General features: G+C 69.1%; 20 protein-coding genes and 1 pseudogene. 10 read left to right on the top strand and 11 right to left on the bottom strand.

Features of this window, described 5'->3' with window-relative positions; translation table 11 throughout:
• Window positions 1–12 precede the first annotated feature (12 nt).
• From OG390_RS33145 to OG390_RS33135, 3 genes are all read left to right on the top strand, one after another.
• Window positions 13–1,704, top strand: a complete 1,692-nt coding sequence (locus tag OG390_RS33145; protein WP_406173036.1) for a chitinase — start codon at window positions 13–15, stop codon at window positions 1,702–1,704.
• A gap of 115 nt (window positions 1,705–1,819) precedes the next feature.
• Window positions 1,820–2,335: a SigE family RNA polymerase sigma factor gene (locus OG390_RS33140; protein WP_369248888.1), complete on the top strand. Its 516-nt coding sequence runs from the start codon at window positions 1,820–1,822 to the stop codon at window positions 2,333–2,335.
• Window positions 2,336–2,392: 57 nt separating this feature from the next.
• Window positions 2,393–3,667 carry a hypothetical protein gene (locus OG390_RS33135; RefSeq protein WP_406173035.1) on the top strand — a complete coding sequence of 425 codons (1,275 nt, stop codon included), beginning with the start codon at window positions 2,393–2,395 and terminating at the stop codon, window positions 3,665–3,667.
• Window positions 3,668–3,751: 84 nt separating this feature from the next.
• Here the strand turns inward: OG390_RS33135 and OG390_RS33130 are convergent.
• A pseudogene (locus OG390_RS33130) lies at window positions 3,752–4,057 on the bottom strand (Nramp family divalent metal transporter); the annotation flags it as partial.
• Between the two features lie 250 nt (window positions 4,058–4,307).
• Between OG390_RS33130 and OG390_RS33125 the strand changes: the two are divergent.
• Complete coding sequence (locus OG390_RS33125; protein ID WP_406173034.1) at window positions 4,308–5,678, top strand: M14 family metallopeptidase; 1,371 nt, start codon at window positions 4,308–4,310, stop codon at window positions 5,676–5,678.
• A gap of 84 nt (window positions 5,679–5,762) precedes the next feature.
• Here the strand turns inward: OG390_RS33125 and OG390_RS33120 are convergent, their stop codons facing one another.
• The 5 genes from OG390_RS33120 to OG390_RS33100 all read right to left on the bottom strand — a co-directional run bounded on the left by OG390_RS33120 (window position 5,763) and on the right by OG390_RS33100 (window position 10,650).
• A complete protein-coding gene (locus OG390_RS33120; RefSeq protein WP_406173033.1) occupies window positions 5,763–6,332 on the bottom strand; it encodes a hypothetical protein in 570 nt (189 codons plus the stop codon).
• A gap of 229 nt (window positions 6,333–6,561) precedes the next feature.
• Complete coding sequence (locus OG390_RS33115) at window positions 6,562–8,046, bottom strand: GntP family permease (protein WP_406177996.1); 1,485 nt, start codon at window positions 8,044–8,046, stop codon at window positions 6,562–6,564.
• A gap of 253 nt (window positions 8,047–8,299) precedes the next feature.
• Window positions 8,300–8,710, bottom strand: a complete 411-nt coding sequence (locus tag OG390_RS33110; RefSeq protein WP_406173032.1) for a RidA family protein — start codon at window positions 8,708–8,710, stop codon at window positions 8,300–8,302.
• A gap of 9 nt (window positions 8,711–8,719) precedes the next feature.
• Window positions 8,720–9,478 (bottom strand): IclR family transcriptional regulator, encoded by a 759-nt coding sequence (locus OG390_RS33105; protein WP_406173031.1) that lies wholly within the window; start codon window positions 9,476–9,478, stop codon window positions 8,720–8,722.
• Entirely contained in the window at window positions 9,475–10,650 is a 1,176-nt protein-coding gene (locus OG390_RS33100; RefSeq protein ID WP_406177994.1) for a sugar kinase, read from the bottom strand. The genes OG390_RS33105 and OG390_RS33100 overlap by 4 nt, the downstream gene beginning before the upstream one ends.
• Window positions 10,651–10,934: 284 nt before the next feature.
• Between OG390_RS33100 and OG390_RS33095 the strand changes: the two genes are divergently transcribed.
• Both OG390_RS33095 and OG390_RS33090 read left to right on the top strand, forming a co-directional pair.
• Entirely contained in the window at window positions 10,935–12,212 is a 1,278-nt protein-coding gene (locus OG390_RS33095; protein ID WP_406173030.1) for an amino acid deaminase, read from the top strand.
• Between the two features lie 11 nt (window positions 12,213–12,223).
• Entirely contained in the window at window positions 12,224–13,831 is a 1,608-nt protein-coding gene (locus tag OG390_RS33090; RefSeq protein WP_406173029.1) for an amidohydrolase family protein, read from the top strand.
• Window positions 13,832–13,889: 58 nt separating this feature from the next.
• On the opposite strand, the gene OG390_RS33085 is transcribed toward OG390_RS33090, so the two are convergent.
• The 4 genes from OG390_RS33085 to OG390_RS33070 form a co-directional block, all read right to left on the bottom strand.
• Window positions 13,890–14,771, bottom strand: a complete 882-nt coding sequence (locus tag OG390_RS33085; RefSeq protein ID WP_406173028.1) for a serine protease — start codon at window positions 14,769–14,771, stop codon at window positions 13,890–13,892.
• Between the two features lie 111 nt (window positions 14,772–14,882).
• Window positions 14,883–15,056 (bottom strand): hypothetical protein, encoded by a 174-nt coding sequence (locus OG390_RS33080; protein ID WP_406173027.1) that lies wholly within the window; start codon window positions 15,054–15,056, stop codon window positions 14,883–14,885.
• 287 nt (window positions 15,057–15,343) lie between these two features.
• Window positions 15,344–16,540 carry an RNA-guided endonuclease InsQ/TnpB family protein gene (locus tag OG390_RS33075; RefSeq protein ID WP_406173026.1) on the bottom strand — a complete coding sequence of 399 codons (1,197 nt, stop codon included), beginning with the start codon at window positions 16,538–16,540 and terminating at the stop codon, window positions 15,344–15,346.
• Between the two features lie 331 nt (window positions 16,541–16,871).
• Entirely contained in the window at window positions 16,872–17,537 is a 666-nt protein-coding gene (locus tag OG390_RS33070; protein ID WP_406173025.1) for a hypothetical protein, read from the bottom strand.
• A gap of 126 nt (window positions 17,538–17,663) precedes the next feature.
• On the opposite strand from OG390_RS33070, the gene OG390_RS33065 reads away from it, so the two are divergent.
• From OG390_RS33065 to OG390_RS33050, 4 genes are all read left to right on the top strand, one after another.
• Entirely contained in the window at window positions 17,664–18,875 is a 1,212-nt protein-coding gene (locus OG390_RS33065) for a pyridoxal phosphate-dependent aminotransferase (protein WP_406173024.1), read from the top strand.
• A gap of 103 nt (window positions 18,876–18,978) precedes the next feature.
• The gene (locus tag OG390_RS33060; RefSeq protein WP_406173023.1) at window positions 18,979–19,401 is read left to right on the top strand and encodes a hypothetical protein; all 423 of its coding nucleotides are present in this window, start codon (window positions 18,979–18,981) and stop codon (window positions 19,399–19,401) included.
• Between the two features lie 248 nt (window positions 19,402–19,649).
• Complete coding sequence (locus OG390_RS33055) at window positions 19,650–20,204, top strand: tetratricopeptide repeat protein (RefSeq protein ID WP_406173022.1); 555 nt, start codon at window positions 19,650–19,652, stop codon at window positions 20,202–20,204.
• Between the two features lie 52 nt (window positions 20,205–20,256).
• Window positions 20,257–21,531 (top strand): glycosyltransferase, encoded by a 1,275-nt coding sequence (locus tag OG390_RS33050; RefSeq protein ID WP_406173021.1) that lies wholly within the window; start codon window positions 20,257–20,259, stop codon window positions 21,529–21,531.
• 83 nt (window positions 21,532–21,614) lie between these two features.
• Here the strand turns inward: OG390_RS33050 and OG390_RS33045 are convergent, their stop codons facing one another.
• On the bottom strand, window positions 21,615–22,751 hold the full coding sequence (locus OG390_RS33045) for a glycosyltransferase (RefSeq protein WP_406173020.1): 1,137 nt from the start codon (window positions 22,749–22,751) through the stop codon (window positions 21,615–21,617).
• Window positions 22,752–22,779: the final 28 nt, after the last annotated feature.

Genomic DNA, 22,779 nt, shown 5'->3' with positions numbered 1-22,779 from the left:
CGCGTATCAGGCATGCCCGGACGCAGACGCACCTGGGCGGGACTCCTCGCCGCCGCACTCGCCGCGTCCGCCCTCACCCTCACCGGCCTCGCCACCGAGGCCTCGGCCGCGGATGTCAACAACGCCAAGAACGGCGGCTACGAGTCGGGCCTGAGCAACTGGAGCTGTTCCGCCGGCAGCGGTACGGCCGTCTCCTCCCCCGTGCACGGCGGTTCGGCCGCGTTGAAGGGCACGCCCGCGGGGCAGGACAACGCCAAGTGCACCCAGACCGTCGCGGTCAAGCCCAACTCGACGTACACGCTGAGCGCCTGGGTGCAGGGCGGCTACACCTACCTCGGCGCGACCGGCACGGGAACGACGGACGTGTCGACGTGGACGCCCGACTCCTCCTCCTGGAAGCAGCTGACGACCACCTTCACGACAGGCGCGTCGACGACCTCGGTGACGGTGTACACGCACGGCTGGTACGGGCAGGCCGCGTACTACGCGGACGACCTGTCGGTGTACGGGCCCGACGGCGGCGGTGGCGGCGACCCGGCCCCCACGGTCCCCGCGACGCCGGCCGGACCGGCCGTCTCCTCCACGACCTCCTCCTCCGTCTCGCTGTCCTGGAACACGGTGTCGGGCGCGACCGGCTACAACGTCTACCAGGGCGGTACGAAGGTCCAGTCGGTGACGGGAACATCGGCGACCGTCTCCGGGCTCGCGGCCTCGACGTCGTACTCCTTCCAGGTCACGGCGACGAACTCGGCCGGTGAGTCGGCGAAGTCGTCGGCGGTCACCGGCACGACGACCGCGTCCTCCGGCGGCGGTGGCGGCACCGTGCCGAAGCACGCCGTCACCGGCTACTGGCAGAACTTCAACAACGGCGCGACGGTCCAGAAGATCTCCGCCGTGCAGTCGCAGTACGACATCATCGCCGTCGCCTTCGCCGACGCCACCGGCACACCCGGCGCGGTGAGCTTCACCCTCGACTCGGCCGGGCTCGGCGGCTACACCGTCGACCAGTTCAAGGCCGACATCAAGGCCAAGCAGGCTGCGGGCAAGAAGGTCATCATCTCCATCGGCGGCCAGAACGGCACGGTGTCGGTCAGTGACTCGACTTCCGCGACGAACTTCGCCAACTCCGTCTACTCCCTGATGCAGACGTACGGCTTCGACGGCGTCGACATCGACCTGGAGAACGGTCTCAACGCAACCTACATGTCGCAGGCCCTGCGGTCCCTGTCGTCGAAGGCCGGGTCCTCCCTCGTCATCACGATGGCCCCGCAGACCATCGACATGCAGTCGACGTCGAACGCGTACTTCCAGACGGCCCTGAACATCAAGGACATCCTGACCGTCGTCAACATGCAGTACTACAACAGCGGTTCGATGCTCGGCTGCGACGGCAAGGTGTACTCGCAGGGCTCGGTCGACTTCCTGACCGCGCTCGCCTGCATCCAGCTGGAGGGCGGCCTCGCTCCGTCCCAGGTGGGCCTCGGCCTCCCCGCCTCCACCAGCGGCGCGGGCAGCGGCTACGTATCGCCGACGATCGTGAACAACGCCCTCGACTGCCTGACCAAGGCCACCAACTGCGGCTCCTTCAAGCCGTCCAGGACCTACCCGGACCTGCGCGGCGCGATGACCTGGTCGACGAACTGGGACGCGTCGGCGGGCAACGCCTGGTCGAACGCGGTGGGACCGCACGTGCACGCGCTGTAGCAGGAAGGAACAGGCTCACCCCGCTCGCCGCGCCGTGGCGAGCGGGGTGAAACATTTCCGGGCGTCCACCGCATCAATGAAGTGAGGACGGTGGCAGCGACCGGGGGGAAAGCGCATGAGACAGGTCCGTGCGGACGACTACGCGGAGTTCGCGGCGGCCCGCGCGGGACACCTGTACCGGTCGGCATGTCTGCTCACCGGCGGTGACACGCATCTCGCCGAGGACCTCGTGCAGGAGGCGCTCGGCAGGATGTACGTCAGTTGGGGGCGGGTGTCCCGGAGCGACAATCCGGCGGCGTACGCGCAGACCGTCCTGACGCGTACGTTCCTCGCCCACCGGCGGCTGCGCAGCAGCGGGGAACGTGCGACCGACGTGATCCCGGACGTCCCCGACCCGGGTACCGCCGACGGTGACACGCCGCTGCGGCTCACCCTGGTCGAGGCGCTGCGCCGGTTGCCCTCGAAGGACCGGGCCGTGGTCGTCCTTCGCTACTGGGAGGACCGCAGCATCGAGGAGACCGCCGACGCGATGCACACCAGCTCGGCCGCCGTGCGCACTCGCTGCGTCCGCGCGCTGGCCAAGCTGCGGGCACTGCTGGGCGACAGCCTCAGCGAGCACGCGACACCTTGACCGCCCTCTTCCCTCGCTCGTCCTTCACTCACTTCTCTTCAGGAACGGTGGTTCCCCATGCATGCCGAAAACTCCCCCGTCGAAGACCCTTTCGAGGACCCCTTCGAGGACCGGCTGGGCGAGGCCCTGCGCCACGCGGGCGACACCTTCGACACCGACCGGCGGGCCCTGGCCGCCGCCGGGCAGACGCGCGGCCGCAGGCTGCGACTGCGGCGCCGGATGGCGATCACCGGGAGCGTGGCCGGGCTCGCACTCGTGGGTGTGGGCGGGGCGCCGCTGTTGCCGGGGGCGGACGCCGGGCAGCCGCAGCAGTCGGCCGCGAGCCCGTCGAAGGTGCGGACGGGCAGCCAGGCGAGTGAGGTGTCGGGAGCCGAGCTGCTCCGGACGCTCAAGGGGCTGCTCCCGTCGGGCAGGTTCAGCGGAGAACAGGCGCGCTCCACCAGCCATGTCCTCGGCCCGACCGCCCATCTCGTCTACGACGACGGTGACGGTAAGGCGGCCGTCGAGGTGGGACTGGGGCGCATCGAGCCGGGGAGCCAGATGGCCCGGGAGTCGACCACGTGCCCGGACAAGAACCTGGTGCCCTACGACGCCTGCACGACGAGCAAGCTGGCCGACGGCTCCGCCCTCATGATCCTCCAGGGGTACGAGTACCCGGACCGCCGCGTGGACACGAAGAACTGGTACGCGCAGCTCGTCACCCCGAAGGGCCAGCAGATCAGCGTGTACGAGTGGAACGCGCCCGCCGAGAAGGACGCTCCCGTCAGCAGGGCCAACCCGCCGCTGTCGCCTTCGCAGTTGAAGAAGGTCGTCACGGCCACGGCGTGGCGTACCGCTGTCGACGCCATCCCGAAGAAGGCGAAGGGCAAGGAGCCGGCGTCGTCGACGGCCCCGCGGCCCTCGGCCGACGGCAAGGCGGTCTCGTCCGCCCTCGTCTCCCTCCTGCCCAAGGACGTCGAGGTGAAGGCGAAGGGCGGCCAGGAGAGCGAGTACGCCTACGTGATCGTCGACGACGGCAGGGGCAGGAGCCTCGTCCAGATCAATGTGCAGGCCGACATGTCCGACGTCCAGGGCCGGCTCTTCGGCTCCGACGCCGAGACCCTGCCCGACGGAACGAAGGTCACCACACGCAAGACGCCCGGCGAGAAGGGCGGCAAGGGGGTCGTGATGTGGACCGCCGACACCATCAGGACCGACGGTATGCGCGTGGTCGTCAGCGCGTTCAACTCCGGGAATCAGGAGAGCGCCGCGACCCGCGCCACCCCCGCGTTGACCATGAAGGAGCTGAGGACGATCGCGCTCAGCCCGAAGTGGCGCGAACTGCTCAAGTGACCCGCACGGAAGCGGGCGGCCGCTGGGCCGCTCAGAAGAACTCCGCCCACGGCTGGTCCCAGATCTGCTTCACGCACAGAACCAAAAGAAGTACGTCGTCCACCGGCCGAGACTCGCCCAGCCGTCGAAGAGGGTGCGTCCGGTGGACAGATGCCAGCGTCCGGCCGCCTCGGCCAGCGAGATCTTGACCACGCAGCCGAGCACGGCGGCCCAGAGCAGGGTGTATCCGAAGTTGCTGCCCGCGATGAGCGTCGCGACGAGGTCCCCGGCGCCGACGCCGGTCGCGGCGACCACGATGCCGGGACCGATGCATTTCCAACTGGACTTGCGGGGACCGGAGATGGCCTCCCCCGACGCTGACTTCCCGGACTTCCCAGCGGTCTCCGTCATGCGGTTCAAGAAAGCGTAAAGGGAGCGGGGACACAAGGGAGCGCGCGGCAATCACCACGCGACGCACACATGGTCAGGCCGATTTTCGGCCGATTCCCGCCCCTCGCCGCTTTGGCATCTCTTGACCTGCCCATGCCACGGCCTCACGATGAGCGCCACACCCGCATCAGGCACGTCGCCATGAGCCACCCCCCGCTCCACTCCCCACATTCCGGAGATCCCGGAATTCCTGGAGAAACAAGGAGACTTCATGCGACTTCGCATACGCGGCAACGGCACTCCCGACGACAGAGGCAGAAGCGGGCGGCGCACCGCCGCCCTCGCCGTGCTCGCCGCCCTCGCCCTCGCGGCGCCCCTCACCGCCACCGCCACCGACGCCACGGCGAGCGCGACGAAGGCCCCCACGCCCTCGTCCGACGACATCCGCCAGTACGAGATCCACCAGAGCACGACCCCCGTGACCCGTACGGCGATCCAGCAGGCCGGCGTGACCGTGGACGAGGCCGACGAGGAGACCGTCGTCGTCTCGGGCCGCGCGGACCAGATCAAGAAACTGCGCCGACTCGGCTACGAGGTCACCCTGCTGGGCTCGGCGCCGAACCGTTCGAACGGCGCCCACGACGTACGGATCCTCGACTTCCCCTCGGCGGACTCGAAGTACCACAACTACGCCGAGATGAACACGGAGATCGATCAGCGGCTGGCGGCGTACCCGAGCATCATGAGCAAGAAGGTGATCGGCAAGTCGTACCAGGGCCGGGACATCGTCGCCATCAAGGTCAGCGACAACGTGGCGACCGACGAGAACGAGCCCGAGGTCCTCTTCACCTTCCACCAGCACGCGCGTGAGCACCTGACGGTGGAGATGGCGCTGTACCTGCTGCGCGAGCTCGGTGCCGGATACGGCAGCGACTCCCGCGTCACCAACATGGTGAACAGCCGCGAGATCTGGATCGTCCCGGACCTCAACCCCGACGGCGGCGAGTACGACATCGCCACCGGTTCCTACCGCTCCTGGCGCAAGAACCGCCAGCCCAACTCCGGTTCGTCGTACGTCGGCACGGACCTGAACCGCAACTGGAACTACAAGTGGGGCTGCTGCGGCGGCTCTTCGGGGTCCAAGTCGTCCGAGACCTACCGGGGCGCGTCCGCCGAGTCGGCGCCCGAGGTGAAGGTCGTCGCCGACTTCGTCCGCGGCCGGATCGTCGGCGGCAAGCAGCAGATCACCGCCGGGATCGACTTCCACACGTACAGCGAGCTGGTGCTCTGGCCGTTCGGCTACACCTACTCGGACACCGCCACCGGCATGACGGCGGACGATTACAACGCCTTCAAGGCCGTCGGCCAGAAGATGGCCGCCGGCAACGGCTACACGCCCGAGCAGTCCAGCGACCTGTACATCACGGACGGCTCGATCGACGACTATCTCTGGGGCACCCAGAAGATCTTCAGCTACACCTTCGAGATGTACCCGACGTCCAGCTCCGGCGGGGGCTTCTACCCGCCCGACGAGGTCATCGAGCGGGAGACCTCACGCAACCGGGACGCGGTGCTGCAACTGCTGGAGAACGCGGACTGCATGTACCGGTCCATCGGCAAGGAGGCGCAGTACTGCTCGTGACGAGCGAACGGCCCGTTGCGAGCGAATGAGGCGGTCGGGGAACCGCGGGCCGGTCATGGCCGGTCCCGCGGTTCCCCGCACCTCTTACGGCGCGCTTTCCTCGGCGGGCTCCTCTTCGTCCGCGCCCTCTTCGAAGTACGCGTCCAGCACCTCGTCCAGCGCGGCCTCCCACTCCTTGTGCTGGGACTTGGCCTTCGCCTCGATCTCGACCGGGTACCAACGCCGGTCCGGCGTGTGCACCGTGACGGTGAACCGCTTGCCGAAGCGTGGCGCCTCCGTCTCGACGGCGCCGATCTCCTCCCAGCGGAACTCGCACTCCTGGTCGTCCAGGCGCAGTCGTACGCCGTGGTGGTCGGCCGTGATCGAGGCACGCCGGTCGGACGCCTCGAAGACGGGGCCGTCCGGGTCCGCCTCCTCAGCGGCCTCTTCGGCGGCCTCGTCCGTGGCCTCGTCGGAGGCCGCCTCTTCGGTGGCGGTGTCCTCGGTCGCGGACTCGGCCGTCGTGGCCTCCTCGGTCGCGGTCTCCTCGATCGCGTCCTCCGGCTCCGCCGGGGCGGGTGACGTGAGCCCGGGGATGTACGCCGGATCGACCGCGGCGGCGGGGACCACGGGAACGTCCAGGGGCTGGCTGCTCGAACCTATGCGCTGCTCCACAGCGGGCAGTATGGTCGACGATCCTGTGTCGGGAACAGTCGCCCCCCACGCCTCTTGCGACTCAATCGGGTCGCGGTGGACGATGCCGCAGGCGTGAACGGCCCGGATGGCCTCGGCGAGCGCCGCACCGGGACGCCGCAACTCCCCCTGCCCTGCCTGCGGATGGATCCGGTGCTGCCGATCCGATCAGGCCTGGCCGGGGGAGCCGAGAGGTGCGGTCCCAGCGGTCCTAGACGAACAGGCTCAGCACCGCCGCGACCGCGAAGCCCGCCACCGACAGCACCGTTTCCAGGACGGTCCAGGACTTGAGGGTGTCGCGCTCGGAGATGCCGAAGTACTTGGCGACCATCCAGAAGCCGCCGTCGTTGACGTGCGAGGCGAAGATGGAGCCCGCGGAGATCGCCATGATGACGAGGGCGACGAAGGCCTGGGAGTGGTGGCCCTCGGCGAGCAGGGGCGCCACGATACCGGCCGTGGTGACGATCGCGACCGTCGCCGAACCCTGGGCGACCCGCAGGACCACGGAGATCAGGTAGGAGAGGACGAGCACCGGAAGGCCGACGTCGTTGAAGGTGTCGGAGAGGGCCTGCGCGACACCGCTCGCCTTCAGCACGGCGCCGAAGATGCCGCCCGCGCCGACCACGAGCAGGATGTTGCCGACCGGCTTCAGGGACGAAGTCGACACCGTCTCGAGGGACTTGCGGGACCAGCCGCGGCGGATGCCGAGGAGGTAGTACGCGAGGAGCAGCGCGATCGTGAGGGCGACGAAGGGGCTGCCGAAGAACTCGATGACCGAGCGGACGGTGGAGGGGTCGAGGGCGATCGAGGAGAAGGTGGCCGCGAGGATCAGCACCAGCGGCGTACCGATGATGCCGAGGACCGTGCCGAGCGGCACCGGCTTCTCGCGCGGCTCGACGCCGGCCGCGCGCTGTTCCTCGATGACGGCCAGCTTGGCCTCGGCCGCCGACTCGACCATGTCCTGCGGTACGGCGACGAAGATCCGCTTGCCGATCCAGGCGGAGTAGACCCAGGCGGCGAGCACGGCGGGGATGCCGCAGACGATGCCCATGAGGATGACCCAGCCGAGCTGGACGTGGAGGAGACCGGCCGCCGCCACCGGGCCGGGGTGCGGGGGCAGGAACGCGTGGGTCATCGACAGGCCGGCCAGCAGCGGCATGCAGTAGAGCAGGATCGACTTGCCGGAGCGCTTGGCGGCGGCGTAGACGATCGGCGCGAGGACGAAGATGCCGACGTCGAAGAAGACCGGGATACCGAAGATCAGGCCGGTGAGGCCCATCGCCAGCGGCGCCCGCTTCTCGCCGAAGAGGTTGAGCAGCCGGGACGCCAACACCTCGGCGCCGCCGCTGACTTCGAGGATCGCCCCGAGCATGGTGCCCAGGCCGATGATGATCGCGACATGGCCGAGGATGCCGCCCATGCCGGACTCGATGACGGAGACGGCCGTGGACCGCTGGACCGTGCCGAAGAGCTCCGTGACCGAGAGTCCGGCCGCGAGGCCGACGGCTATGGAGACGGCCAGCAGGGCGACGAACGGCTGGAGTCTGGCCTTGATGATGAGGACCAGGAGGAGGGCGATGCCGAGGGCGGCGACCGTGAGCAGGCCCGCGGTGCCGTCGACGAGGAGGAGCAGGCCACCGGTGTGGGGTGGGGTCTCGGGGGTGGCTGGGGCTGTCGCTGCGAGCGGATACGACAACAAGGGGGACGGCATGGAGGGCCTCTGTTTCGTAAGTGCATGGTCCGGGGGGTTGGGGGGTGGGCGTCCCCCCACTGGGCACAGCCAGGGCAGGGGGGATCGCGGCGCGGCGCCCCGGGATGACGGGCGCCGCACCGTGCGACGTACGGAGTGCGGGAGTTGCGGAAGGAGCGTCAGCTCACGAGTGGCGAGCGACGGCTCACGAGTGGCGAGTGCGGGTTCACAAGTGACGAGCGACGGCTCACGAGTGACGTCAGCCGAGTACGGCCAGTACGTCGATCTCGATGAGGAGTCCGGCCGGCAGGCCGACATAGACCGTCGTGCGGGCCGCGGGGGGCGTGGTGAGGCCCTGCTCCTCGAAGTAGGCGTTGTAGATCTGGTTCACCTCGGCGAAGTGGTCGACCTCCGTGAGGTAGACACGGATCATCATCGCGTCGTCCCAGCTCGCACCGCCCTCTTCGAGGATCGCCCGGACGTTGGCGAGGGTCTGGAGGGTCTGCTCGCGCAGAGTCGGGCCGGCGGGCGTCGGGGGCCTGCCCTCCTCGGCCGGCAGGAAGCCGACCTGTCCGGCGACCTGGAGGACGTTCCCCTTCTTCACACCGTGCGAGAACTTGGCCGGCGGTGTGGTGTGGGTCTTGGGGGTGAGGGCGATCTTGTCTGTCATGCGGGGTCCTTAGCTGGGGTCTTTCGAGGGCTTTCCGGAGTAGTCACGGCTGATGGCGTCGGCGGTACGGCGCACCAGCGGGAGCAGCGTGAGGAGTTCGTCGGCGGTGACGACGACGTTGGGCGCGGAGACCGACATGGCGGCGGCGACGCGTCCGTCGGCGCCGCGGATGGGGGCGGCGACGCAGTTGATGGACTCCTCGTGGCCACCGAGGTCGGTGGCCCAGCCCTGTTCGCGTACCGTCGCCAGCTCCTTGAGGAAGGCGGCGGCATGGGGGATCGAACGGGCCGTGTACATGGGGTAGTCGAGCTTCTCCGCGAGGACGCGGCGCTCGGCCTCGGGAAGGTCGGCGAGCAGCAGCTTCGCGACGGCGGCGACGGTGATGGCGACCGGCTTGCCGATCCGCGAGTACATGCGCACCGGGTAGCGGCTCTCCACCTTGTCGATGTAGAGGACCTCGTTCTCCTCGTACACCGCGAGGTGCACGGTGTGCCCGCACTGCTCGTTGAGACGTACGAGGTGGGGGTGGGCGATCTCCCGGATGTCCAGGTTCTCGACGGCCTCCTGGGCGAGGGCGAAGAGGCGGGCGCCCAGGCGGTAGCGCTGGTCGGACTGGCGGTAGACCAGACCGTGCTCGTGGAGCGTGCGCAGGAGGCGGAGCGCCGTGGACTTGTGGACGCCGAGGCGGTCGGCGACCTGCCCGAGGTCGGCGGGCCCCTCGGCGAGCAGCGGCAGGATGCTCAGCGCTCGGTCGACGGTCTGGCTCATGGGGTACGTACCTCCTCCTCGGCCCGATCGACGGCTTGGTCGACGGCTTCGGTCCAGCCGGGGCCGAGTCGAAGTGTCTCCCACGCGCCGTCGTCCAGAGCGGCCAGCCGGTCGGCGTGCTCCCGGCCGGGAGGCGCGGCGAGGTCGCCGGGCACGGTGAGCGCGGCGGCGGCCATGAGGTGACCGTGCCGCAGCCGGTCCTTGGCCGGGAGTCCGCGCAGCGTGGCGGAGAGGAACCCGGCGGCGAAGGCGTCCCCGGCGCCGACGGGGGCGACGACGTCGACGTGGAGGGAGGGGACGAAGGTGACGGTGTCACGGGCGGGTACGGCGGCGGTGGGAGGCCTGCGGGTTGTCGCCCCCTCCTGTCCCGTACCCGGGGGCTCCTCCCTCGGAGCCCCGTATCGCTCTTCGCGCTCGTCCTCGAACTCCCCCGAGTTCTCGGCTTCGCTCGAACAGGGGGGATCCCCATGACGGGCTGGGAGTGACTCCTCGGCCCGCTCGAAGAGCGTTGCCCCGCGTGCCCCCTGCTTGACGACCAGGGCCCGGGGTTCGGGCAGCGCCGCACGGATCGCCGCCGCGCCGCCGGTGATGCCCCACGCGGCCTCGGCCTCGTCCTCGCCGACGAAGACGAGGTCCCCGCCGCAGGCAAGCTCCAGGAGCACGGCGGCCGGGTCCTGGCCGTTCCAGAGGGTCACCCGGTGGTTCACGTCGAACGAGACGAGAGGGCGGCCGGGGCCGGGAGCGGTCAGCGTCCGCAGCAGGGCCAGGCAGTCGTCGGACAGGGCGGCGGTGATGCCGGACAGGTGCAGCACGCGGCCCGAACGGACGGCGGCCAGGTCCACGTTCTCCACCGCCATCGCGGATGCGGCGGATCCGGCCCGGTAGTACGCGACCTCGTGGGCGTCGGTCGCCCGGTCCCCCGCCGTACGGAAGTAGATGCCCGTAGGACGTGCGGCATCCCGCTGTACGGCGCTCACGTCGACTCCGTACGAGCCGACGCGCTCGGTCAGATGCTCTCCGAAGCCGTCGGCACCCACCCGGCTGACCCATCTCGTGGTGTGCCCGGCGCGAGCCAGCACGCACGCCACGTTCGACTCCGCGCCCCCGATCCCCCGCTCGAACGACGGCACGTCGGCGAGGCGTCCCGAGCGGGTGGGCAGGAACGTGACCATGGACTCGCCGAGTGCGACAACATCGACGAGACCGACGAGGCCGACGGCATCGGCGTCGGCGTCGTGGGGCGCGGCACCTGCGGGTCCGTTGGGGGGCACGATGACTGGGGCTCCTCGCTCTGGCGGCCAAAGGCGCTCCGTGCACCGTTGACCCTGCGTTGGCTGGGATGTTAGACAGCAGTAAGCGACATACGCAATGACCGTTGCACACAGTGCAACGCGCCAGCAAGACCCCCGCACCGCACCCGCGGCGCACCGCACCTCACCTCGTCAAAGGAGGCCCCATGGGCGCCGACACCGCCGCAGCACAGCTGGCCGCACTCACGGCGGACCGCGTCGACCACCGCTTCAAGGGCCTCCCCCCGGACGCCGCCGGCCTGACGGTCGGCGAGCTGGCCGCCCAGCGCCGCAACCTCTTCACCGACGGCTTCACCACCCCTGTCCTCGCCCTCTCCGCCGAGCGCCTGACGCACAACCTCGAGCTCATGGAGACGTACGCGGCCCGTCACGGCCTCGCCTTCGCCCCGCACGGCAAGACCTCGATGGCCCCGCAACTGTTCTGGAAGCAGATCGAGCACGGCGCCTGGGGCATCACGCTCGCGGTGCCCCACCAGGTGCGCGTGGCGAGGGACTTCGGGATCGACCGGATCTTCCTCGCGAACGAGCTCGTCGACGCGGCGGCGCTGCGCTGGATCGCCGCCGAGCTGGCCGCGGACGCGGACTTCCGCTTCATCTGTTACGTCGACTCCCTGCGCGGCGTCGAGCTGATGGACGCGGCGCTGCGCGGGACGCCCCGCCCCCTCGACGTCGTCGTGGAACTCGCCGCCGGCGAGGGCGCGCGCACCGGTGTCCGTACGGAGGCGGAGTGCGCTGCGGTCGCCGACGCGGTGGCCGCGACGGGGACGCTCCGTCTGGTCGGCGTGGCGGGCTACGAGGGCGAGGTCCCGCAGGCGGACCCGGAGCACGTGCACGCCTGGCTGCACCGGCTGACCGCGCTGGCGGCGGACTTCGACAAGGCGGGCCGGTTCACGGAGCTCGACGAGATCGTGGTCAGCGCGGGCGGCAGTGCCTGGTTCGACGCGGTGGCCGACGTCTTCGCGCAGATCCCCGAGCTCTCCCTTCCCGTCCTGAAGTTGCTGCGCTCCGGCGCGTACGTCTCGCACGACGACGGGCACTACCGCAAGCTCACCCCCTTCACCCGCATCCCGCAGGAGGGCGCCCTGCACCCCGCCTTCCGCCTCTGGTCCCAGGTCGTGTCCCGTCCCTCCCCCGACCAGGCCTTCACCAACGCGGGCAAGCGGGACGCGGCGTACGACCTGGACCTCCCCTTCGCCCAGGTCGTACGCCGGGACGGCGCCGAGCGCCCCGCCACCGGCATCACGGTCACCGGCCTCTCCGACCAGCACAGCTGGCTCCGTACGACCCCGGAGGCGGACCTCCAGGTCGGCGACTGGCTCGGCCTGGGCCTCTCCCACCCCTGCACGTCCTTCGACAAGTGGCAGCTGATTCCGCTGGTGGACGCGGACGGAACGGTCGTCGACTACGTCCGCACGTTCTTCTAGGAGGCCCCGTGATGGATCTCGTCATCCGCGACGCGGAGGTCGTCGACGGCACCGGTGACCCCTCGTACCGCGCCGACGTGGGCATCGAGGCCGGCAGGATCACCACGGTGGTCAAGGAGGCCGCGGCGGCGGGCTGTCTGCGCCCTGTCGCCCGCCGCGTCCTGGACGCCGAAGGCCTGGTGCTCGCGCCCGGTTTCATCGACATGCACGCGCACAGCGACCTCGCGCTGCTCCGGGACCCGGACCACAGCGCGAAGGCGGCGCAGGGCGTGACCCTGGAGGTCATCGGCCAGGACGGCCTGTCGTACGCGCCGGTGGACGACCGCGCCCTCGCCGAGGTCCGCCGCGCGATCACCGGCTGGAACGGGTACGGCGACGACATCGACTTCGACTGGCGGTCGGTCGGCGAGTATCTGGACCGACTGGACCGCGGTATCGCGGTGAACGCGGCGTATCTCGTCCCGCAGGGCACGGTCCGTATGCTCGCCGCCGGCTGGGAGGACCGGGCGGCCACGCCCCAGGAGCTCGACCGGATGCGGCAGTTGGTCGCCGAGGGGATGGCGCAGGGCGCGGTCGGCATGTCCTCCGGGCTGACGTACACGCCCGGGATGTACGCCAAGGACGCCGAGCTCACCGAGCTGTGCCGGGTGGTCGCCGAGTACGGCGGCTACTACTGCCCGCACCACCGCTCGTACGGGGCGGGCGCCCTGGAGGCGTACGAGGAGATGGTGGCCCTCACCCGTGAGGCCGGCTGCCCGCTCCACCTGGCCCACGCCACCATGAACTTCGGCGTGAACAAGGGGAAGGCCCCGGACCTGCTCGCCCTCCTGGACAAGGCGCTGGCATCGGGCGCGGACATCAGCCTGGACACCTACCCCTACACCCCGGGCTCCACGACGCTCGTCGCCATGCTGCCGAGCTGGGCGAGCGAGGGCGGCCCGGACGCGATCCTCGAGCGACTCGCGGACGAGGACACCGCCGAACGGATCCGGCACCACGTGGAGGTCGTCGGCGCCGACGGCTGCCACGGCGTGCCCATCGAGTGGGACACGATCGAGATCTCGGGAGTGAACGACCCGGCGCTCGCCCCCTACGTCGGCAGGACGGTCCGGCAGTCCGCCGACCGGCGCGGCGAGGCCCCCTGGGTGACCGCCCGCCGTCTCCTGCTCGACGACCGGCTCGGCTCGACGATCCTTCAGCACGTCGGCCACGAGGAGAACGTCCAGGCGATCATGCGGCACCCCATGCACACGGGCGGCTCCGACGGCATCCTGCGGGGCGACAAACCCCACCCGCGCGCGTACGGCACCTTTCCGCACTATCTCGGGCGGTACGTGCGGGAGTTGGGCGTCCTCTCGCTGGAGGAGTGCGTCGCCCATCTCACCGGCCGCCCGGCCACCCGCCTGCGCCTGCCCGACCGCGGGCTGGTGCGCGAGGGATACCGCGCCGACCTGGTCCTGTTCGACCCGGCCACGGTCGCGGCGGGCTCGACCTTCGAGGAGCCCCGCACGCTGCCGACGGGCATCCCGCACGTCCTCATCGACGGCCGCTTCGTGATCGAGGACGGGCGAAGGACGGACGTACTGGCGGGACGGGCGGTCCGCCGTACTCCCCGGTGACCGCCCGCCTCCGCCTTCTTACGGCCTTACGGCCTAACGGCCTAACGGCCTTACGGCCTTACGGCTTGGGCAGGGTGCACCCGGTGCGGCTCAGGTCGAGCTTGTTGTCGAGACCGAAGCAGGGGACGATCTGGTACGTCTCCTCGGCGTAGTTGATGCCCTGGCGGACGGTCACGTTGCCGTTCGCGTCGACCTCGCACGGGTTGTTCTCGGTGCAGCGCTCGCCGTCTTCGTTGCCGGTGTTGTTGACGGCGACGACCTTGCCGGTGGCGTTGTCGATGACCGGCGAGCCCGAGGTGCCGCCGATGGTCTTGCAGGCGGAGGTGTAGCGGACCGAGTCCTTCCAGGTCCAGTCGCCTTCCTTGAGGCGGTAGACGAAGCCGTCGACGTTGCACGCGTAGGTCCGCTTCCAGTAACCGGAGACGACCGTGATGGCGGTACCGGCGACCGGGTGCGTGTCCTGCACCGTGAGCGCGCTGATGCCGTACGAGCTCTTGATCCGCGCGTAGGTGGTGGTGAGCTGGTAGATCGTGACGTCGGTGTCGGTCATCGTGGAGTACGCGACCTTGCTCGCGCGCAGCGTCCCGACCCTCGTGGCCGAGGAGTTGAGCAGACCGAAGCTACGCCTGGACGGCTGGTCGACGATGACCTCGCCGGGCTCCGGGAAGCCGGTCTCCAGGCAGTGGCCGTTGGTGAGCACCAGCGCCGGGTCGTCGTCCTGCGAGCCGGGGAAGCGGATGACGGATCCGGAGCAGTTGCTGAGCGAGACGGTGCCGGCGAAGTTGACGGCCTGGATCGCGGGGGCGGCCGTGGTCTTCGCGGGCGCGGCCGTGGTCTTCGTGGGCGCGCCGTCCGTGGTCACGGGTGCCGCGACCGCGGGTGCCACGCCTGCCCCGGCGATCACCAGGGCGAAGAGCGCGGCGACGAGAGGCTTTCTCATGTGGGGGTCCCCTCTTGCGACTTGGGCGACCGAAGGTTTTCCGGTCACCTGTTGATTTGTCATGCGCATTGTGAGGGGAGAGGGGTTGAGGGGCAAGGAGTTGTTTTTGGCCTAGCGGTCGGCTTGTTCGTATGCGGCGTCGATGTACTGGAAGAGCAGTTGACCGCTCGTGCCTACGTTCGCGCCAAGTTCCTGGGCGCAGCCTTCACGGTTCGGGGTGGTACGGCTGATGAGGAACACCGCGGCGAACTCGATCCGCTCGGGGTGGTCGTCAATCCACAGCACCTGCACTCCGGCGACGTCAGCGCCGGGACGCCCGATGTCGGCGGCCGATCCTGGCCCGGTTGCTCCTTGGGACGGGCCGCTGCGAGCGAGGGGGCGCGCTGTCGCAGCTGTGCCACCGGATCGCCCACCTCCGACAACTCGACCATCAGGACGCGGTTACGGTCGCCGCGCCAACTTCCTTAGCCCGGCGGGCAGATACTCCTCCAACTGGGCGAGTCGGCGTGGCGTCGTCGTCGCCTGAAAGATCTTCTCCTTGACGTCCTCCGCCCCCTAAGGGGGGTGGATTCCTAGCCCTTGAGGGCTGGGGTTTTCTGCTTCACTGACGACCGCCCGGCAGGAGTACTCCTTTGGGGTCTAACACCGTCTCCACAGACTGTCACCGCCCGTCCGGCGGCCAGAAGGTTCGCTGCGGCGTTCACGTCCCGGTCGTGGGTCCTGCCGCAGTCGCACGTCCAGGTGCGGACGTTCAGCGGCATGCTCTCGGTGAGTGCACCGCAGTGGGAGCACAGCTTGGAGGAGGGGAACCACCGGTCCACGACGATCACTTCACGCCCGTACCAGGTGGCCTTATACTCCAGCATGCTGCGGAACTCGCCCCATGCCGCGTCACTGATGGCGCGTGCGAGCTTGTGGTTCCTGACCATGTTGCGCACGGTCAGGTCCTCGATCACGAGCGTTTGGTTTTCGCGCACGAGTCGAGTGGTGATCTTGTGCAGGTAGTCCCGGCGCCGGTCGGCGATCCGAGCATGGATCTTGGCGACCTTGGCACGGGCCTTGGCCCGGTTCGCCCCGTCGCCCTTGGCTTTCTTGGACAGACGCCGCTGAGCTTTGCCCAGCGCAGCCCGGTCACGGCGTTCGTGCCGCGGGTTGGCGATCTTCTCTCCGGTCGACAGAGTCAGCAGGTGATCCAGCCCTGCGTCGACCCCGACCGCCGCATCCGTGACAGGGAGCGGTTTCACGCTGGGATCGTCGCACAGCATCGACACGAACCAGCGTCCCGCCGCATCCCGGGACACTGTCACCGTTGTCGGCACGATGCCGTCCGGCAAAGGACGGGACCACACGACGTCCAGCGGCTCCGCCATCTTCGCCAGGGTGAGTTGGCCCTCCCGGAACCGGAACGCGGAGGACGTGTACTCGGCGCCGACGCCGGACTTCCGCTTGGACTTGAAACGCGGGTACTTCGCCCGCTTCGCGAAGAAGCTTGTGAACGCCGTCTGCAAGTGCCGAAGCGCCTGCTGAAGCGGCACTGAGGAGACTGCGTTGAGGTAGGCCAGCTCCTCGGTCTTCTTCCACGCCGTCAGCATCGCCGAGGTGGTGTTGTAGTTCACCCGCTCCTGGCGCAGTACCCAGGCCTCAGTACGGGCGGCCAGCGCCATGTTGTAGACCTTCCGCACGCACCCGAACGTGCGCGACAGCTCGGCCGCCTGCGCATCGGTCGGGTAGAAGCGGTACTTGAACGCCCGCTTCACATGAGTGGCCATGGCTCACAAACTATCAGACCAACTTGTGACTTCCTGTGCGGAGTTGGCGGTAACTGACGATCCGCCTCGGCGGCGAATCCCCTCTACCTGCCCTGCTCCGCAGGGAATCCGATTCCTCCCCACTCTGGAAGGGCGGAGTATCCGCGGACGCATCAGGTGAACGCCGAACCGGCCGGAGACAGATCCCGCAGCAGCGTGGCCAGTTCCCCGGCTACGGGCCCCGTCCCCAGGAGATCCTCCGCCGACCCCCGCCACCGGCTCGTCGTTCAACAGCGAGAAGTCCATGCCCTGCCTTCCCCTCACGGCAGGGCCAACCTACTGGCACCGGCGGCTACTTGGGCCGCTTCGTGGCTCCTTGGCCGTGGCCGTTGGAGTTGCCCCGGCCGCCCTCGGTGGTGGAGGTGGCGGTCGCGGGAGCCGAGGACGCCGGGGCCGTCGAGGCGCGCGCGGACGGGGCCTCGCTCGGGGAGCCGGAGGCGGCGCCCGCGCTCCCGGACGCCCCGGGCGACATGGTGGACGACGGACCCGCCGCAGAGGTTCCGGCGGTCCCGGCGGAACCCTCCGTGGGTGCGGCGGCCCCCGTGGCGAGGTGCGGGGGCGAGGCCGGCTCCCGACGCGGACCGCCGGACCCCTTGGACGACCCCGAGTCGAAGGCTCCCGAGATCACGAGGGCGAGGAGAACGACGCACACCGCCCCGCCGGCCACGGACAGCCGGCGCAGCAGCCGGGCACGGCGCCGGCGCAGCAGCCGGTCGCGGCGGCCGGACGGGTCACCCGACGGATCACCGGAAACGGCGTCCTGGACGAGGGTGTCGTCCCCGTCCCCGTACGCCCCCCGGGCGACGGGTTCACCGTCACCGCCCTCTTCGTACCCCTTCTGCCAGCCGTGCGCCTCGGCCGGGTCCGTGTACGTCTCATAGGCCGGAGGCGCCTCGCCGTCGCTCTGCGGGAGGTACACCCTCGGCGCGGCTTCGGGTTCGCCGGACTGCCAGGACATGGGCGCGCATTGTAGGGATCGCAAGGGCTTACGGCGTAGCGAGCGGACAAAGATGACCAAACCGCCACGTCTCACGTGGTGAAAAACACGCCCCGCGGAGCGTTACACGGCCGTAAGCTCACGGACATGCAGGTGATCCAGTCCACGAAGCTCGCCAACGTCTGCTACGAGATCCGGGGCCCGGTTCTCGAGGAGGCGATGCGGCTCGAAGCTGCCGGTCACCGCATCCTCAAGCTCAACACGGGAAACCCGGCGGCGTTCGGTTTCGAGTGCCCGCCGGAGATTCTGGAGGACATCCTCCGCAACGTCTCGTCGGCCCACGGCTACGGTGACGCGAAGGGCCTGCTCGCGGCGCGGCGGGCGGTGGTCATGCACAACCAGACCCTCGGCATCGAGACGGACGTCGAGCACGTCTTCATCGGCAACGGCGTCTCCGAGCTGATCGTGATGGCGATGCAGGGCCTGCTGGACGACGGCGACGAGGTACTCGTACCGGCGCCGGACTACCCGCTGTGGACCGCCGCGGTCTCGCTTTCCGGCGGTACGGCCGTGCACTACCGCTGCGACGAGCAGTCCGACTGGATGCCGGACCTCGCGGACGTGGAGCGGAAGGTCACCGACCGCACCAAGGCGATCGTGATCATCAACCCGAACAACCCGACGGGTGCGGTGTACGACGAGGCGATGATCCGGGGCCTGACGGACATCGCCCGGCGCCACAACCTCCTCGTCTGCTCCGACGAGATCTACGACAAGATCCTTTACGACGGCGCCACGCACACGGCGACCGCCGCGGTCGCCCCGGACCTGCTCACGCTCACCTTCAACGGTATGTCGAAGGCGTATCGGGTGGCGGGTTACCGGGTGGGCTGGATGTCGATCTCGGGCCCGCGCGCGCACGCGGACTCGTACATCGAGGGGCTGACGATCCTCGCGAACATGCGGCTGTGCGCGAACATGCCGGGTCAGCACGGCGTGGTCGCCGCGCTGAGCGGACGCCAGACGATCAAAGACCTGGTGCTGCCCGGCGGGCGGCTGAAGGAACAGCGGGACGTCGCCTACGAGTTGCTGACGCAGATCCCGGGCGTGAGCTGTGTGAAGCCGAAGGGGGCGCTGTACCTCTTCCCGCGCCTCGACCCGAAGGTCTTCAAGATCAAGGACGACCGACAGATGGTCCTCGACCTGCTGCGTCGCGAGAAGATCATGGTCGTCCAGGGGACCGGCTTCAACTGGCCCGAGTCGGACCACTTCCGGGTGGTCACGCTGCCGACGGTCGGGGATCTGACCGACGCGGTGACCCGGATCGGGAACTTCCTGGACGGCTACAGCCAGCCGTGACGCTCACACTGCGTGCGCGGTGCGACGAGTTCTGCGACCGGGCTCAACTTTAGACGAAATCCAAGCTAGGATGGTTTCCTGTCAGAGCACAGGAGGCCGTCCCATGTACGAACCGATCCGCACCAAGTCGGTCCACACGACGGCCGGCACCACCCCCTCCGACTTCCCCCACCGGTCGCGCGAGGAGGAGCTGGACATCCAGCTCGCCGGTCACCTCGCGGCGCTGCTTGCGGTGACGGACGAGATCCGCGCCCTCGCACCGTCCGCCGACCTCGACACCGCCGCCGAGCGGCTCGCCGAGCAGGTGGCCCGGCTCCGGGGAGGATCGACGCCCGTCCGGTCCACGGTGGCCGCCGCCCCCAATGAACCCGGCGTCGTGGCGCTCCACCAGCGGGCACACGCCCTCGCCGGGCGCGCCCTCGTCGTCGCGGCATCCCGCGCCGACACCGCCGCCGCGATCCTGGCGGCCGAGCGGATGGACGCCCACGCATCCGCCGCCGACCCCCGCGAACTCGCGTCGCACTGAGCCCCCCGGCTCCCTTCGGACGGCCCCGGTCCGCGTGTACCCGCAGCGACGCGCGGACCGGGCGCCACTTTTTTGTGCACACGACGCGTACATTCGGGTGGTCTGCGCGCCCCTGGTGCCCGCCAAACGGCGGCTGCATCGCAACTGCCTCGTAACGTCGGTGGAAATGACGGTGGTTCGGACTCCGGCACGCCATCGTCCCTCACTATTCCACGAGATGTGACAAAGTGAAACGTAGGCAATTGTTGGTGGGGCTCTTCGCTGTGGCCGCAGTTACCACCGGAGTGATGTCGTGGGCGATTCATTCCTACTCGGCAGCGCCCCCGGATTCCAAGGCCCCGTCATCAGCGGACAAGAACCTGCAGGATGCCGATACGCTTTTGCAGGCGGGCATTCTGCAGCAGAGGAACCGTGACTTCGCAGGGGCCGACCGTACCTACCGGCGACTTCTGGAACTGGACCCGCAGAACAAGTTCGCCTGGTACAACCTCGGAGTCATCGCGCATGGGGACAGCAGGGTGGCCGATGCCCGTGCGGACTACGACAAGGCTCTGAAGATCGATCCGGTGTTCCCGTCGGCCCTCTTCAACGAGGCGCTGCTGCTGGAGTCGAGCGATCCCGACCGGGCGGCCGAACTCCTGAAGCGTGTCATTGCCGGCCATCCCAAGGACGCCACGGCACATCTCCACCTCGGACGAATCTGGGCGCAGAAGAACCGTGACGACAAAGCCGCGGACGAGTTCCGTCGTGCGGTCGCGGCCGATCCCTCAGTGCGTTCCCAAGTGCCGGAGGAATTCCGGTGATTCCCGACTCCTCAATCCCCCGACCGACATCGAGCCAAGCAGGGAGCAACAGATGACGTCGACGGCGACACCGAGGTTCTCCGTCTTCACCCCCAGCCACCAGCCCCGTTTCCTCGATGAGTGCCTGGCGACCCTGCAGGCGCAGACCTGTTCCGACTGGGAGTGGATCGTCCTGCTCAACAACGGCGCCCGATGGCGACCGGAGCGACCCGACGACAGGGTCCGCGTGGAGATCGCGGACGACGTCAAAGGCGTCGGAGCGGCGAAGCGCAGGGCCTGTGAACTGGCCCGCGGCGAGATCCTCGTGGAACTCGACCACGACGACCTGCTGGCGAAGGCGTGCCTGTCGGAGCTCGGCAAGGCGTTCGACGCGCACCCCGAGGCCGTCTTCGTCTACAGCAACACCGCGCAGATCACCGAGGACGGAAAGCGGGACGACAGCCGCTTCGACGAGACGTTCGGCTGGCAGTACGAGGAAGTGAGGGTCGACGGCCGCAAGCTGCTGCAGGTCGTCTCCCTGGCGCCGACGCCGCACAACGTCGCCTACATCTGGTACGCGCCCAACCACGTGCGGGCGTTCCGCAAGGGGAGCTACGAGAAGGCCGGCGGGTACGACGCCGAGCGTACGGTTCTGGACGACCAGGACCTGATGTGCCGCCTCTTCCACATCGGCGACTTCCACCACATCAACCGCTGCCTGTACCTCCAGCGGGTTCACCCCGCGAACACCCAGTGCGACCCGGAGATCAACGCACACATCCAGCGCGAGACGGTCACCCTGTACGACAAGTACATCGAGGCCAACGCCCTCGCCTGGACCTACCGGCGCGGACTGCTCGCGCTGGACCTCGGCGCGGCCCACCGGAAGCCGCCGGGCTACGTCGGCGTGGACCAGCGGCCGGGAGAGGGTGTCGACATCGTCGCGACCCTGCCCGGGAAGCTGGACCTGCCCGACGGCTCCGTCGGCCTGATGCGGGCGGTGGACTTCCTCGAGTACGTGCCAGCGAAGGTGCCGCTGATCAACGAGTTGTACCGGCTGCTGGCGCCCGGTGGCATGCTCCTCACCATGACGCCCAGCTCCGACGGCCGCGGCGCGTACCAGGACCCGACCCACGTCGCCTACTACAACGAGAACTCGTTCTGGTACTACACGGACGACCAGTACCGCGCCTTCGTGCCGGACCTCGAGGCCCGGTTCCAGTCGTCGCGGCTGGTCACCTGCTTCCCGAGCGAGTGGCACTCCAAGAACGACATCTCGTACGTGGTCGCCAACCTCATCGCGATGAAGGACGACACCGCAAGATGCGGCGGAAAGCTGCTCGTCTAGGCCGCCCGAAACAGCGGGGCGCCCGGTGGACCGTGAGGTTCCACCGGGCGCTTTTGACGTCTGCGGTCCGGACTCACACCGCTTCAGACTCCGACGCGTTGCTTCGCCCCGAGGAGTTGCTTCGAGCGCAGGTGGCGTCGTGAGAGCTCCAGATTCTGGAGCACGCGGTCACGATGTTCGGCGGGCAACTTGTTGCCTGCGAGCAGTCGTTCACAGCAGTCCTCCGATTCCTCGTACTCCCCGACCCAGTAGGCGGACACCCCTAGTTCGTCGAGTGCGCGCCACTGGTACCAGTCGGACTCGACGAACAGGTGGTCCTTCCGCGGATACGGGAGGCGCGCCGCCTGCCGCGCGAACAGGTGGGCGAGCGGCCACCGCTGCCCGTTGAGGCGGCACCAGCGCGCGAGCTCACCGAGTGCTTCGGCGCGTGTGGGGCAGCTCTCGTGCGCACCGAGGTAGCGGTCCATCACCTCGGCCGGCGGCCGCTCCAGCTTCTCGGCCACCTGTGCGGCGAACAGGCGGGAGCAGAAGACCTCCTCGTCCCAGCCGCCCATGCCCGCACGGCGGTCGTAGGCTTCGATCGCCTTCTCGAACTCACCGACGTTGCGCCAGCTCTGGGCCAGGTAGAACACATAGCGCTCGTTGCCGGGCTCCTTGATCAGGCCCTGCTGAAGGATCTCGACATCTCCCAGGTACTTCTCCTGCTGGCTTTTTCCCCTGCTGCGTCCCCCGCCGCCCACGACGACGATGGTGGCGCCTTCCAGGTTCCCGAGGCTGTACTGCGTACCGCAGTCGAGGTACTCGTGCAGGACACCGACGTACCGCCACGGCAGGCGGGTCGAGACCAGGGCGCGGCGCCGGTGCAGGTAGCGCCCGCTTCTGATGTTGAGCCGGTAGGCGTCGAGAGTCAGCTCGGGCATGCTGGAGCCGGGCGCCACCTCCATCACGTCGTCGGCGTCCATGAAGAGCAGGTAGTCCGCGCCGGTACGAGCGAGTTCGATCGCCTCGGTACGGCTGCCGTCGAACCCCTTCCAAGGCCGTTCGTAGAGTTCGCCGGGCAGATCGCTGTAGACGTCGCGGATGACGTCCTGCGTGCCGTCGGTCGAGCCGGTGTCCACGATGACCCAGGTGTCGATCAGGGGCCGTACGGATTCGAGACAACGCCGGATCACCGGAGCCTCGTCCTTGACGATCATGCTGAGACAGACCGTTGACTTCACGGGTCCCATCCAATCCAGCCGTTGAAAG

Origin of the sequence: Streptomyces sp. NBC_00996, assembly GCF_045162675.1 — a bacterium.
Lineage (GTDB): Bacteria > Actinomycetota > Actinomycetes > Streptomycetales > Streptomycetaceae > Streptomyces.
Note: the sequence above shows the minus strand (reverse complement) of the source record. Positions and strands in the feature narration are given on the sequence as shown.

What these genes read in the sequence shown, in the direction of transcription:
- OG390_RS33145 (WP_406173036.1), top strand. Translation starts at nt 13, where the DNA reads ATGCCCGGACGCAGACGCACCTGGGCGGGACTCCTCGCCGCCGCACTC.
- OG390_RS33140 (WP_369248888.1), top strand. Translation starts at nt 1,820, where the DNA reads ATGAGACAGGTCCGTGCGGACGACTACGCGGAGTTCGCGGCGGCCCGC.
- OG390_RS33135 (WP_406173035.1), top strand. Translation starts at nt 2,393, where the DNA reads ATGCATGCCGAAAACTCCCCCGTCGAAGACCCTTTCGAGGACCCCTTC.
- OG390_RS33125 (WP_406173034.1), top strand. Translation starts at nt 4,308, where the DNA reads ATGCGACTTCGCATACGCGGCAACGGCACTCCCGACGACAGAGGCAGA.
- OG390_RS33110 (WP_406173032.1), bottom strand. Translation starts at nt 8,710, where the DNA reads ATGACAGACAAGATCGCCCTCACCCCCAAGACCCACACCACACCGCCG.
- OG390_RS33105 (WP_406173031.1), bottom strand. Translation starts at nt 9,478, where the DNA reads ATGAGCCAGACCGTCGACCGAGCGCTGAGCATCCTGCCGCTGCTCGCC.
- OG390_RS33100 (WP_406177994.1), bottom strand. Translation starts at nt 10,650, where the DNA reads ATGGTCACGTTCCTGCCCACCCGCTCGGGACGCCTCGCCGACGTGCCG.
- OG390_RS33095 (WP_406173030.1), top strand. Translation starts at nt 10,935, where the DNA reads ATGGGCGCCGACACCGCCGCAGCACAGCTGGCCGCACTCACGGCGGAC.
- OG390_RS33090 (WP_406173029.1), top strand. Translation starts at nt 12,224, where the DNA reads ATGGATCTCGTCATCCGCGACGCGGAGGTCGTCGACGGCACCGGTGAC.
- OG390_RS33085 (WP_406173028.1), bottom strand. Translation starts at nt 14,771, where the DNA reads ATGAGAAAGCCTCTCGTCGCCGCGCTCTTCGCCCTGGTGATCGCCGGG.
- OG390_RS33075 (WP_406173026.1), bottom strand. Translation starts at nt 16,540, where the DNA reads ATGGCCACTCATGTGAAGCGGGCGTTCAAGTACCGCTTCTACCCGACC.
- OG390_RS33070 (WP_406173025.1), bottom strand. Translation starts at nt 17,537, where the DNA reads ATGTCCTGGCAGTCCGGCGAACCCGAAGCCGCGCCGAGGGTGTACCTC.
- OG390_RS33065 (WP_406173024.1), top strand. Translation starts at nt 17,664, where the DNA reads ATGCAGGTGATCCAGTCCACGAAGCTCGCCAACGTCTGCTACGAGATC.
- OG390_RS33060 (WP_406173023.1), top strand. Translation starts at nt 18,979, where the DNA reads ATGTACGAACCGATCCGCACCAAGTCGGTCCACACGACGGCCGGCACC.
- OG390_RS33050 (WP_406173021.1), top strand. Translation starts at nt 20,257, where the DNA reads ATGACGTCGACGGCGACACCGAGGTTCTCCGTCTTCACCCCCAGCCAC.